The sequence below is a fragment of the Actinophytocola sp. KF-1 genome (assembly GCF_054661535.1).
Genome location: NZ_BAAFVK010000013.1, coordinates 343,586 through 355,523, shown reverse-complemented (window position 1 = coordinate 355,523; position 11,938 = coordinate 343,586). Strand labels below are relative to the sequence as shown.

General features: G+C 67.3%; 13 protein-coding genes, 2 tRNA genes and 1 pseudogene. 7 read left to right on the top strand and 9 right to left on the bottom strand.

The features are described 5' to 3' along the window. The first annotated feature begins 148 nt into the window (after positions 1–148). Positions 149–1,909, top strand: a complete 1,761-nt coding sequence (locus ACYQ77_RS35320) for a tetratricopeptide repeat protein (protein WP_459719398.1) — start codon at positions 149–151, stop codon at positions 1,907–1,909. On the opposite strand, the gene ACYQ77_RS35315 is transcribed toward ACYQ77_RS35320, so the two are convergent. The 3 genes from ACYQ77_RS35315 to ACYQ77_RS35305 all read right to left on the bottom strand — a co-directional run bounded on the left by ACYQ77_RS35315 (position 1,892) and on the right by ACYQ77_RS35305 (position 4,209). Continuing rightward, on the bottom strand, positions 1,892–3,133 hold the full coding sequence (locus tag ACYQ77_RS35315) for a helix-turn-helix domain-containing protein (RefSeq protein WP_459719395.1): 1,242 nt from the start codon (positions 3,131–3,133) through the stop codon (positions 1,892–1,894). The two genes, ACYQ77_RS35320 and ACYQ77_RS35315, sit on opposite strands and share 18 nt — an antisense overlap. Before the next feature lie 98 nt (positions 3,134–3,231). Then, positions 3,232–3,408 (bottom strand): hypothetical protein, encoded by a 177-nt coding sequence (locus ACYQ77_RS35310; protein ID WP_459719393.1) that lies wholly within the window; start codon positions 3,406–3,408, stop codon positions 3,232–3,234. A gap of 132 nt (positions 3,409–3,540) precedes the next feature. Then, complete coding sequence (locus tag ACYQ77_RS35305) at positions 3,541–4,209, bottom strand: hypothetical protein (protein WP_459719391.1); 669 nt, start codon at positions 4,207–4,209, stop codon at positions 3,541–3,543. A gap of 136 nt (positions 4,210–4,345) precedes the next feature. Between ACYQ77_RS35305 and ACYQ77_RS35300 the strand changes: the two genes are divergently transcribed. After that, on the top strand, positions 4,346–5,749 hold the full coding sequence (locus ACYQ77_RS35300; RefSeq protein ID WP_459719389.1) for a toll/interleukin-1 receptor domain-containing protein: 1,404 nt from the start codon (positions 4,346–4,348) through the stop codon (positions 5,747–5,749). 43 nt (positions 5,750–5,792) lie between these two features. Here ACYQ77_RS35300 and ACYQ77_RS35295 read toward each other — a convergent pair whose 3' ends face one another. Continuing rightward, the gene (locus ACYQ77_RS35295; RefSeq protein ID WP_459719387.1) at positions 5,793–6,263 is read right to left on the bottom strand and encodes an NUDIX hydrolase; all 471 of its coding nucleotides are present in this window, start codon (positions 6,261–6,263) and stop codon (positions 5,793–5,795) included. 253 nt (positions 6,264–6,516) lie between these two features. Between ACYQ77_RS35295 and ACYQ77_RS35290 the strand changes: the two genes are divergently transcribed. The 4 genes from ACYQ77_RS35290 (at position 6,517) to ACYQ77_RS35275 (ending at position 9,286) form a co-directional block, all read left to right on the top strand. Beyond that, complete coding sequence (locus tag ACYQ77_RS35290; RefSeq protein ID WP_459719385.1) at positions 6,517–7,101, top strand: protein kinase family protein; 585 nt, start codon at positions 6,517–6,519, stop codon at positions 7,099–7,101. Between the two features lie 9 nt (positions 7,102–7,110). Next, positions 7,111–9,051, top strand: a complete 1,941-nt coding sequence (locus ACYQ77_RS35285; protein ID WP_459719383.1) for an acetoacetate--CoA ligase — start codon at positions 7,111–7,113, stop codon at positions 9,049–9,051. A 59-nt stretch (positions 9,052–9,110) separates the two neighbouring features. After that, positions 9,111–9,200: transfer RNA gene (locus tag ACYQ77_RS35280), tRNA-Ser, on the top strand. A gap of 13 nt (positions 9,201–9,213) precedes the next feature. Further along, positions 9,214–9,286, top strand: a tRNA-Arg gene (locus ACYQ77_RS35275). A 143-nt stretch (positions 9,287–9,429) separates the two neighbouring features. Here the strand turns inward: ACYQ77_RS35275 and ACYQ77_RS35270 are convergent. Both ACYQ77_RS35270 and ACYQ77_RS35265 read right to left on the bottom strand, forming a co-directional pair. Continuing rightward, a pseudogene (locus tag ACYQ77_RS35270) lies at positions 9,430–9,501 on the bottom strand (hypothetical protein); the annotation flags it as partial. Positions 9,502–9,858: 357 nt separating this feature from the next. After that, a complete protein-coding gene (locus tag ACYQ77_RS35265) occupies positions 9,859–10,131 on the bottom strand; it encodes a MerR family transcriptional regulator (RefSeq protein ID WP_459719437.1) in 273 nt (90 codons plus the stop codon). Here ACYQ77_RS35265 and ACYQ77_RS35260 point away from each other — a divergent pair. Then, complete coding sequence (locus ACYQ77_RS35260) at positions 10,070–10,252, top strand: hypothetical protein (RefSeq protein ID WP_459719444.1); 183 nt, start codon at positions 10,070–10,072, stop codon at positions 10,250–10,252. The genes ACYQ77_RS35265 and ACYQ77_RS35260 overlap by 62 nt on opposite strands. 444 nt (positions 10,253–10,696) lie before the next feature. Here the strand turns inward: ACYQ77_RS35260 and ACYQ77_RS35255 are convergent, their stop codons facing one another. From ACYQ77_RS35255 to ACYQ77_RS35245, 3 genes are all read right to left on the bottom strand, one after another. Beyond that, complete coding sequence (locus ACYQ77_RS35255; RefSeq protein WP_459719435.1) at positions 10,697–11,224, bottom strand: hypothetical protein; 528 nt, start codon at positions 11,222–11,224, stop codon at positions 10,697–10,699. A 55-nt stretch (positions 11,225–11,279) separates the two neighbouring features. Next, positions 11,280–11,402: a hypothetical protein gene (locus ACYQ77_RS35250; protein ID WP_459719381.1), complete on the bottom strand. Its 123-nt coding sequence runs from the start codon at positions 11,400–11,402 to the stop codon at positions 11,280–11,282. A 101-nt stretch (positions 11,403–11,503) separates the two neighbouring features. After that, positions 11,504–11,911 (bottom strand): hypothetical protein, encoded by a 408-nt coding sequence (locus ACYQ77_RS35245; RefSeq protein WP_459719442.1) that lies wholly within the window; start codon positions 11,909–11,911, stop codon positions 11,504–11,506. Positions 11,912–11,938: the final 27 nt, after the last annotated feature.

Sequence of the window (11,938 nt, the reverse complement as noted above, 5' to 3'; positions counted from 1 at the left end):
CGAGTCCACCGCGGCCCGCGCCGACCTGTACCGGTCGTCCGTCGACGGCACCCGCACCCTGGTCGTCCTCGACAACGCCGCCTCCGAGGACCAGGTCGAGCCCCTGCTCGGCGCCACCCTCACCCTGGTCACCAGCCGCGAGCAGGGCATGCTGATGGCCACCGAGCACATCCGCCTCGAACCCCTGCCACCGCACGAGGCCGTGGAGCTGTTCCGCAAGCTGGTCAGCCCGGAACGCGTGCACGGCCACGTCGACCAGGTCCGCGAGATCGTCGCGCTGTGCGGGCACGTGCCGCTGCTCATCCACCTCGTCGCCGCCCAGTTCAACCGCCACACCCGCTGGCCGCTCGCCCACCTGCTCGGCCTGCTGCGCGAGGTGCCCGCGGTCAGCCCGGACACCACGTTCCCGCAGGCCGCGGCCATCGCCTGCACCGTGTCCTACGACCAGCTCACCGAGGAACAACAGACGCTGTTCCGGGTTTTCGCCCTCGCCCCCGGCGCTGACCTGTCCGCCCCGGGGGCGGCCGCACTGATGGGCGCCCCGCGCGCCAGAGCCCTGCTCGAGGACCTCCACCGCATGAGCCTGCTGGAGGAGTCCGCCCCGGAACGCTTCCAGATGCTCGACCCCCTCCGCGACTACGTGCTCGCCGCCCACCCACCGGACGACCCGATCGCCCCGGTGGACCGCCTGCTCGACTTCTACCTGGTCACGACCGCCACCGCGATCGACATCCTGTTTCCGTACGACCGTGCACGTCACCCCGCGGTCACCGTGACCAGCCCGGCCGCCCTGTCGTTCCCCACGGCTGACGCGGCCAGGGATTGGCTCGACGACGAGCGGCACAACCTCGTCGCGATCATCTACCACACCGCGGATCACGACAGGCCGGAGTACACGTGGCAGCTCGCCGTGCTGATGTGGCGGTACTTCTATGTCCGCGGCTACCTGCGTGACTGGACGGAGACCCTCCAGTGCGCCGCGAAGGCGCTCGATGGTTCGGCCAACCGCACAGGCCAGGCCCACGTGTTGCTGAGGCTGGCGAACGCGCGCTGGCGTTCCGGCGCACTTGCCGAAGCCAGGGAAATCGCCGAGCAGTCGCTGCCCTTGTGGGTGGAACTCGGAGACGTGAGCGGGGAGGCGGCCACCCTCGTGGTGATCGCGTCCACCGCCAACAAGCTCGGCGACTTCAGCGCAGCCGCCACGTATTACGCTGCCGCGTTGGAGCGGTTCGAACAGATCGGTGACCGGAGCGGTCAAGCTCACGCCCTCGATCTCCTCGGTGTCGTGAATGAGCTTCGCGGCGACTTGGCCGCCGCCGAGAGAAACCACATGGCAGCCATCGCGCTGTTGCGCGACCTCGACCACCGACAGGGCCTTGCACACTCGCTCGACAACCTCGGTTGCGTGCGGCAGAGGCTGGGCAGACTGGGCGAGGCGTACGCCAACCACACGGAGGCTCGCGAACTGGCTATCGAGTTGGGCGATCGCGGGTGCGAAGCGTACGCGCTCAACAACCTCGGTAACGTCCACCGCCTGGCAGGTAGGCTCGACGAGGCGATCGCCTGCCAACAACAGGCCCGTAAGGTCGCCGACTCCGTGGTCGACCCGAACCTGCGCACTCAGCTGTACCTCGATCGCGGTGAGACCGCCCGAGTGGGTGGTGATCACGATTCGGCGCTACACGCGTACCGAGCCGCGCTCGACCTCTCCGCGGGCATGGGGGAGCGAGCCCAATGTGCGCGGGCCAAACACCGCATCGCGCTGGTCCTGCACGAAACCGGTCGTCACCAGCCCGCCCACTGGCACGAAGCCCTCGCCGAGTACACCGCGCTGGGCCTCCCCGAGGCCAAGGAGATCCGCGAGGAACTGGACGAGTTCACGTGCGCATGCTCAGCGCAGCAAGGGTAGGAGTTCAGTTTGTAGATCGAGAACCTCGGAGTTGCTACGCCAGCGGTTCAGCGTCCGGTACAGCTCGCGCAGGTCGAGCCGGATTGTGGCCGAGTCAACCATCGCGACGTCGGCGAGCACATTACGTGCGACGGCGCACGCCTGGTCCGGTGAACCGTTCATAGCGTGGGCGAGCGTGCACCGCACCCCGAACCGTGCGCGGGCACGCCGAGCCGACGATGGCACCTCAGCCAGATGCCGTTCGAGCAGCTCGGCCGACTCACCGGGTCTGCCGAGGTCGTACAACGACCAACCGCGGACAAGACCCAGATCGTCCGGCACCGATGCGGGTCCCAGGACCGCACCGGGACTCTCCTCCCTGGTAGCGAGCAGTTCCGCGGCCCTGTCCAGCGCCTTCTCATAGGCACTGACATCCCCCGCGAGTGCGTGCCCCTGCGCCTCACACCGTGCGGCGAGCCCGAGTATGCGTGGACCGGCCAGATGATCTCGCTGAGCCAGTTTCGCCAGCTCGATCGTCCGTACCGGGTTGTGCTGGTACAGCGCTACCTCCGCGTGCCGGAACAACGCGAAGCTCGCCAGGTGCGGATCACGTTCCCCGGCGAGGGTCACAGCGCGGTCGGTCCACCGCAGGGCGTCCGCTTCGTCGCCGGCCTCCTGGCTCATCCAGCCGGCGTATTCGGCTGCCCGCGCGGCGAGCACCAGCAGCTCCGATCGCATCGGTTCAGGGTTGTCGACCGCGAGGGTGCGCAACGTGTGCAGGTGGGCGATGACCTGCCCGAGCACCAGCGCCGGGCTGGTCATTGTGCCCAGCACGTGGTGGTCGTCGAAGGACTTGCGGAGCAAAGTGAACATGTGGTCGTCGATAGCGGGCCTGCGGCCGCGGCCCGGTGCGTAGCCCAGGTCCGCACCGGCCCCTGCGAGCACCTGGCGCCGCGGTCGTTCCGTGAACCGCAACGCCCCGGCTTCGTCCAGTTCGAGCACCCAGACCTCGTCCGGCGGCGGTGCCTCGGTCCGCACGGGTTCGGGTGACACCGCCGCTGCGAGGGTGCCACCCGTACCCAATGCCTCGTCGCACAACCGCGCGAACATGCGGCCTGCCCGAGCGCGTCCATTCTCGATCTTGCTGACCTGGCTCTTGCTGTATTTGATCCGCCTGGCCAACTCCCCGAGAGACATGCCGCTCGCCATGCGGGAGTTCCGCAACAATTCGCCGAACTCGACCACGGATGTCCTCCCAGCGTCCCCTGCCGAGTACACCATCGTCGCGAATCGAGCGCAATGTTACGAAGGCACCCGCGTTCTCGCCTGACGCTGGGAGCCGTTCAGTTGTTCCAGTCGTGTCCCTCGGTCGTCGCGGTGGTGGTGGGCGGCGGGGGCGGTGCGTCCTCGCCGGCGGACGCCGAGGTGGCACCCATGAACGGGATGGCGACGATGATCGCCGCGGTACCGGCCAACAGTGCGATCCGCTTCGTGAAAACGGCAGAGTGGGGCCTCGACATGATTCCTCCTGGTGTTTGCCAACGGTGCCGAACTGGCGCCTGACATGAGAATTCATGAGCGAACTTGGGGCGACAATCTATTGCGTGTTTCCAGATGTAATAGGAAACGGGAAACGCTTTGTCGAAATTGAGTCAGCGGAGGTGTCGGTGCCCCGGGGGCGAGGTAAGGTGGTCGAACCGGCTCGCGGAGGTAGTGGGTCCGTCGAGATAGATCCACGCCGGCTCGGTGAACGCCTTGCGTCGAATGTTGATGATCTTCCGCTGGAAGGAGTCCGACGGCAGGTCCGGGTAGTTGTGCGCTACCACGTCGCGGTACAGCGGGTCGCTGACCGCTAGGGCGAAGGTTGCTGTAGGCGTGCACCTCAACGCGGTGCGCAACGGTGAGGAGTCCAGGAGTCGGTGCACGGCGGTCGCCGCATGTCCCACCCATCCGTTGATGCCCGGCTTCAACAAGCCTCGGTGCATGGCGACCCGAAGGCGCAAGCGAAGATGGCTGCTCGACGAATCGTTCGTGCGCCTCATGGCGATCGACAACCCTGTCACGAAGGCCGGTATCGCCGACGATTCGTCCAGTCCCGGCCGGAACACCAGGAACTGTCCGTCACCCGACCGATCGACGGAGACGTCCTCTTCGGAAATGTTGGCCTGATTACGGGCGTGCCGCAGTGCCTGGACAAACCTCTCCTGTGCGTGTTCCGCGTCGGGGTTGTCAAACCTGCGATAATTCTCGACATCGACGGCAATGCACAAGCGTACGGCAGCGTGAATTGCAGTTCTTCTCTTTCGGAGATGTTCAGTCATGAATTAATGGTTACGTCCGAGAATAGGCTGATTGCACTTACTGGCCAGAAACTACGGAACCTGACAGACCATGCCGCGCTGCGGACGTATGCTCTACGCAACTTGCCGGATCCTGACACGGGGGTGGAGCAGCATCGTGAGTGGCGTCCAGGTGCCGGGGCCTGACGAGTTGCCGCCGGGCCCGTTGAGGACGCTGACGGAGGGCCTGCACGAGCTCTACCGTGCGGCAGGAGAACCCGGATTGCGGACGATCGCGAACGCCGTAGCGGACGATGATCGATTTCGGGACTCCGTCAGCCACCAGAAGGTGCGCGAACTTCTGCACGGGATCGGCTCGCCCAGGTGGTCCAAGCTCGAACCAGTGGTCCGCGTTCTCGCTGAACGCAGCACGCCGCAGCGTGATCCAGACGAGGAAACGAAACGTTTCAAACACCTCTGGGACGCCGTGGTGACACGGGAGGATCTCGGAGAACAGTCGGCCGCTGCGGGGGGCAACAGGATACGTTCGGCCTTCGTTCTCGGCGGTATCACCGGCGAGACGAGTTACCCGGACTTCGAACGAACGGAACTGGAACAGTTCTGCCAGCGACTGGGGGTGGTGCTGGCGAAGGCCGCAGTGGACCTGGTCATTTGTTCCCCGATTCCCGATTCGGCCGACTTCCACGCATTACGTGGCTATGTCGAAACCGGCGGGAACGGAACGGTGCACATGCACCGGCCGCACCATCCGGAGGTCGAACAGTATTACGCACAGCTCCACGACGTTCTCGGAGCAGCGGCGGTCAACCGGATCAAGAACTGGTTCTATCCCGGGCCGGCGACCGATGACCGTGACTCCTTGGCGCAAGCGTGGGTGTTGTGCCAGTTGATGGCGATGGAAAGGGCCGACGTCATCATCGCCGTGGGAGGTCAACCGGGTAAGACGGCGAGTACGATCCTGCACTTGGCGGAGGCGCGTCAGCAGCCTATTGTGCCGTTCTCATTCCTTGGCGGAGCTGCCGCGCGGGCCTTCCGGCGGCGGGATTGGCGGACCAGTTATCCCTGGCTCGATTCGAGTCTCCTGACAGACAAGCACGCCGTCCGTGATGCCGTGACCATCGCCAACCAGATGGTGATGGCGCAGGTGCGTGGGACCAGCCTGCCCAAGGGGCGTCCGCACAGCATCTTCATCAGCCGTGCCAGGGCGGACCGGGACTACGCTCAGGCGTTGGATCACTACCTGACGGTGATGGGTCTCGCGGTGCTGTTCGGCGAGCGAGCGTTGCCACCGGATCGAATGGTCGAGGCGGCGATCGAAGACGCGGTGCGCGGAGCGGATCTGTTCATCGTTCTCTGGAGCCGTTCCTATGCGGCCAGCAGGTATTGCTACGACGAGATCGATCTCGCCTTGCGACAGCACCGCGCGGGGGAGTTGCAGTTGTTGATCATAAACTTGGACGGCTCCGACATCGTGCCACCTGGGGCGCGAGGGCTGGCCTCCCTGCAGGCCAGGACACCGGAGGACGTAGTCGCCGCGGTGCGTGAAGTGCTCAACAGATAGGTGGAGCCGATGGCCGTTCTGTTCGTCGGAGTTAGAACCTGACCTAGAGAAGGCCCTGTACTTGGGCGGTCAACACGGCGAATGTGCTGCCGGCGTGTGGAAGTTCGCCGGCGAGGACCATCTTGACAACCTGTTCGACAGGTATCCAATGCAACACGAGGTCGGCTTCCCCAGGCTCGAGTCTGCGCTCCCCTCCGCTCGTGAGTCCCATGGCGAGGAAGGCATGGTCCCGATGGTTCGTCAACGAGTCGGCACAGTTGATGGATCCGAGTGCACGCCAGTCATCGGCGCGGATACCTGTTTCCTCGGCGAGTTCCCGCTGCGCAGCAGCGCGCAATGTCCCGTCGAGTGTGTCGACGCGGCCCGCGGGCAACCGCCATTGCGCCTCTCCGTGTACACAGATCCACTGCCGTGTGACCGCGATCTGTCGTCGATCGTCCACCGCAAGTATGGTCACGGCGGGCTGTGCGACCACGCTGTCGTAGAACCCTCGCGAACCGTCCGGGCGCAGCATGTCGTCTCGCCGCACTTGAAACCACGGTGAAGCGAAGAGCACCTCGGAGGCAAGGGGAGTCCAACCTCGTCCGCCCCATTCAACCAGCACGAGCCCCAGTGAACCACGGAGAAATGGTGCCTCCAGCCTCCTGACCAGATCAGGAGGTGAAGATCGACCACTATCTGTCCACAATGGCGGCGTAATCGACCCTGACCAGGCAATCCACGTCCAATACATGTCCAGTACGTGTCCTGTGCCGACACTGCCGGGTATGCCTGCCACACTTGCCGGCCGCTACCGGCTCCTGCACCCCGTGTGGGGTGACCGGTACGGCATGACGCACATCGCCGCAGGTCCCGACGGCATGCCGGTCTCGGTCCGGGTGCTGTCGCCCGACCCGCCCGCGGTCCGCCGCGCCGACGTCGACCTGCTCACCGCCATCCGGCACCCGAACGTCGCGGCCGTGCGGGACGTGCTCGTCGACGGCCACGTCGCGATCGCCACCGACGCCGTCCTCGGCGGGACACTGCGCCGGGCCCGCCTGACGACCGCAGAACTGCTGCACGTGGCCGACGGCGTCCGCGCCGCGCTGGCCGAACTGCACACCCGCGGCGTGTGCCACGGCACCATCGGCCCGTCCGCGGTCGTGGTCGACGACCGCGGCGACGCCGTGCTGACCGACGTGGCCATCGGCAGGCTGCTCCGCCTGCCCGGCACGCCCGCCGAGGACCACCAGGCGCTGGCCTGCCTGCTGTCGACCGTCTGGCGGAACACGCACGGCCGATGGCAGCGCCCACCGCGGGCGCTGCGGGATGTGTGGGCAGACACCATGGCAAGGGCCCGCGATATGGGATAGGAACGGGCCATGAGCGACAACGAGGCCACGCTGTTGTGGCGTCCGGACCCAGGGCGCGTCGAGGAGAGCAGGATCGCCGGGTTCCGCCGGTGGCTGGCGGCGGAGCGGGGCGTCGAGGTGGCCGACTACCAGGCGCTGTGGGAGTGGTCCACGGGTGACCTGGAGGCGTTCTGGGGCGCGCTGGCGGAGTACCTGGGGGTGCGTTTCCACACCTCGGCCGAGCGGGTGCTGGCGTCGGCCGACATGCCGGGCGCCCGGTGGTTCCCCGGCGCGACGCTCAACTACGCCGAGCACGCCCTGTCCGCAGGCGCCGACGACGACCTCGCGGTGATCTTCGAGCGCGAGGACGGCGTGGCGGAGCAGCTCACGTACGGCGAGCTGCGCGCGCAGGTGGCGGCGGTGCGCGCCGCCCTGTCCGACCTGGGCGTCCGTCGCGGCGACCGGGTGGTGGCCCTGGCCCCGAACGCGCCGCGCACGCTGGTGGCGTTCCTGGCGGCGGCGTCCCTCGGTGCCACGTGGTCGTCCTGCTCGCCGGACTTCGGGGTCCGTGCCGTGGCCGACCGGTTCACGCAGATCGAGCCGGTGGTCCTGTTCGCGGTGGACGGCTACAAGTACAACGGACGCGCCTTCGACGTGCGGCCCACGATCGCGAAACTCCAGGCCGAGATCCCGTCGCTGCGGGCCACGGTGCTCATCGACTACCTGTCGTCCGAGGCCACGGCCCCGGACACCATTCCGTGGGACCGGTTCGTCCGCCCGGGCGCCGAACTCGCGTTCGACCCGGTCCCGTTCGACCACCCGCTGTGGATCCTGTACTCGAGCGGCACCACCGGCCTGCCGAAGGGCATCGTCCAGGGCCACGGCGGCATCGTGGTCGAGCACCTGAAGCAGCTGGCCCTGCACGCCGACTTCGGCCCCGGTGACCGTTTCTTCTGGTTCACCACCACGGGCTGGATGATGTGGAACTACCTGGTCTCGGGCCTGCTGGTGGGCGCGACGGTGGTCATGTACGACGGCAGCCCCGGCCACCCGGACCTGAACACCCTGTGGAGCCTCGCCGCCCGTCACCGGGTCACGTATTTCGGCACGTCGGCCCCGTACATCCAGTCGTGCCTGAAGCAGCACCTGAAGCCCGCGGCCACCCAGGACCTGTCGTCCCTGCGGGCGGTCGGCTCGACGGGTGCCCCGCTCAGCCCGGAGGGCTTCCGCTGGATCGCCGACGAGCTGGGGTCGGACATCCAGATCTGCTCGGTCTCGGGCGGGACGGACCTCTGCACGGCGTTCGTGGGCTCGTCCCCGGACGTCCCGGTGTGGCTCGGCGAGCTGTCCTGCCGAGCCCTCGGCGCGGCGGTGGAGTCGTGGTCCCCGACCGGAAAACCCCTGGTGGACGAGGTTGGTGAACTGGTCATCACCAAGCCGATGCCGTCCATGCCCCTGTACCTGTGGGGCGACGAGGACGGTTCTCGCATGATCGACTCGTACTTCGAGCTGTACCCGGGCACGTGGCGCCACGGCGACTGGATCCGCATCACCCCGAGGGGCTCCGCGGTCATCTACGGCAGGTCCGACTCGACCCTCAACCGCGGCGGCGTGCGCATGGGAACCAGCGAGTTCTACCGCGTCGTCGAGGGCTTCGAGGAGGTCGCGGACTCCCTGGTCATCGACACGTCCGCGGACGTCGAGGGCGAGCTGCTGTGTTTTCTCGTCCTGGCACCCGGCGCCTCCCTACCGGACGTGGAGCCCCGCCTGCGCACAGCGCTCCGGTCGGCCCTGTCCCCGCGTCACGTCCCGGACCGGTTCATCGAGGTCAAGGAGGTACCGAGGACCCTGAACGGCAAGAAGTGCGAGGTTCCCGTCAAGAAGATCCTGGCAGGCGTCCCGCCGGAGCGGGCAGTCAGCCGGGACGCCCTGGCCAACCCCGACGCGCTGGCGGCGTTCCTCCCCAGCTGACGACCCGGTTTGGAGACCGCTCGGGGGCCTGTGTAAGGTACTCGCCGAGCGGTACTCCGGGAGGCTTCGCCTAGTCTGGTCTATGGCGCCGCACTGCTAATGCGGTTGGGGGCAACCCCTCCCGGGTTCAAATCCCGGAGCCTCCGCCACACAACTGAACATGCGCCCGTAGCTCAACGGATAGAGCATCTGACTACGGATCAGAAGGTTAGGGGTTCGAATCCCTTCGGGCGCGCAGGTCAGAAGGGGTGTCCTTATCGGGCATCCCTTCTGTCGTCTCAGTTCCCGTCTCATTCGAGAGGCGAGGCGACCAGTCCGGGCATAGAAGCGCTCGAAGTGCTCCGGTTCGAGCTTCTCCAGTCGGTGCGCTCCCAGGCCGGGAATCAGGTACTTCTGCATGGTCGTGCTGTAGTACGTCTGGGTTTTGTACCGAACGTTGGGTTGCGCGATGTGCTCGAACCAGTGCAGTAGCCATTTCTCGGCTGTCCACTTTCCGCTACCCGCTGTGCGAGCTTTGCCGCTGTCTCGCTCGCGTTCGAGCGCACGAACAGCGCGGATGACTTCGCCCTCGGTTTTGCGTTCGACGTGTCGGCGGTCCGGGCTGCCGTCGTCCTTCGCCCATGGTCACGCGGCCGTGCCATCTCCCGTCTTTGCCGAGGTAGTTGGAGGATGCGCCGTTGGGTGCGCGGGTGCCTTCTGCTCGTTTGCATGGCATTTCTGTGGTGCCTTTCTGGGCTGGTTTTGGGGCATGGCCGCGCCCTGCTCGGTGTGGGTGTGTGGTGAACGGAACCGGTCGCGGGGATTCCGTCACGTGGTGACGAATGCCCGTCGACAGGGTTCTGTCACGGGGTGGGGCGGTACCCGGCGCGGTCGGCCTGGTTGGTGTTCTCGCGCCGGGTACGCCCCTCGCTCAGGTGATGCCCCCTGGCCGGGGTCTGGGGGGCGGGGCATCTCCTGGCGGGTCCACGCCGCCGCGTGTTGCAGCTGCGCGGCGCACTTCTCCAGTGCGGTTGCCGGGATGCGGCGGAGTCTGCCGACGCGCACGGACGTCACGTCCCCGGACTTCAACAGCGCGTACATGCGGGTGCGGCTGATCGAAGGCCGGGCGGCGGCCTCGACGGTGAGCAGCACGCGCGGCCCGTCCTGGTCGGTGGTGTGGGTTGCCATGTCGTGTCCCCCGATGGTCGTCCGGCCGGGTTAGGTCGTGGGTTAGCTCCGGTGTGGCGGGTGAGGTTGCTGACTCGCTGGTCCCGTCGGCGGAATGGTCTGCTGACCTGCGGGAGTTAGCCGAGTTAGCTCGGTTGGCCGGGCTGTCACGTCCCCCGTCACGGCGATGCTGGCGGGTTCCGTCACCTCGGGACCGGGCTGACTTCCTAGGGCTGGACCATCAGGGGATGGTTCAGCCGGTTTGGGCCTGATCGGTGCCTGTCGCGCGGGTGGCTGCTAGGCGCTAGGCCGCTGGTCGTGGTCGGGTTGGGCCGCTAGCGACCCCACTAGACCCAGCACCCTGGGCCCTCCGTTCGGCTTGTGGCCGGGCCGGAGTGAGGGCGGTGGGCGCGCTTGCGGCAGGGCCACCCTGGCGGGCCGCGCCGGGTGTCCGGTGCGCGTCCCGGAGGTGAGGGAGGCAACGGGTGCGTTACTGCGTTTAGTGCGTCGGGGATTGGCGGTGTAGACCTCGGCCGGTCGGCCGCGTCCCGGTTGGTGCACGCTGCGTGACCGTGAGCCGTCCTGCGGCGGCCAGTTCGGCCAGACGCGCGGTCAGCGTTGGTGTTGCGGCGGTAGAAGTCGGTGTAGACCTCCTTGCGAGTGCGGCCCTGCTCACCGGCCGCCGCGATCCACGCCACAAGCCTCTTAGTGACCTGCGGGCGTTAGTGCGCGTTCGGTGAGCATGCCCAGCGCTCCACCAGCTCATGCGTTCGCGGTCCTCGATGTAGATCGAGCCACGCTGGCCTTCCGCATAGCCGACGTCGGGAATGGGCTCCGGCGGGGTCAGGATTGAGAACGGGTGATCCACTGCCGGTGTCGCCCCGCGGAGCGTGACAGCACCTGCACCGTGATGTGCTCGGACTCCGCCGCGCCAGGACACGGCGCTCGCCCACCTCGAGTCCAGGCCCGGGTTCGCGCCGGTCACCAGCGCGCGCGTGTAGTCGGGCGTTTGCAGCAGGTCCGGCACCACCGTTGTCTCCAGTTGGCGCCGTGCGAGCAGTGTGGCCTCGACGTTCAGCAACTCATGGATCCTCCGGCAGGTCCTTGCGCAGCGCCAGCCAGTAGCCGCGCTCACCCGCCCGCGCCGACAACCGAGCACCCCACTCGCCCGTGTTGGCGTCCGTCACCTCGTATGCGTCGAGCATCCGCTCCACGTCGAAGTCCTGCACGCCCTGCGGCCGGTTGCTTGGCCGCGCTCGGGTGTCACCACACTGCTGGTGTGGCTGTCAGGCAGGTAGACGCCATCTCAATCCGGGTGGACGCGCACCGCGCCCGACTCCTCGACGAACCAGATCTCGATGCCGACCGCGCGCAGGGTGGCCGCGGTCTCGTCGGCGAGGTTCCGATAGCGCGGGAAGTCGGGGAACACGGTCAGCACGCGGTCGCCCGCGTGCTGACCGCGCAACCGGAGCGCGCTCAGCACGGCGCCGGCGAACCAGTGCGAGGCCTGCACAGTGGGCTGGGTTCTCTTGACCTCACCGGCTCTGCGCGCGTCGGCGTAGGTCGTCGACGGCCAACCCTTGACCTCGATGTGCAGGACGCGTCCGTCCAGCGACGCCACGATGTCGGTACCGCGCGCCTTCGAGGCGGTGTCGGCAACCGATCGGATGACCGCTCCTCGAGCCGTCAGGTGCCGGATCACGCTGGCCTGCACGTTGCCCTCCCAGAACCAGTCAGGGCG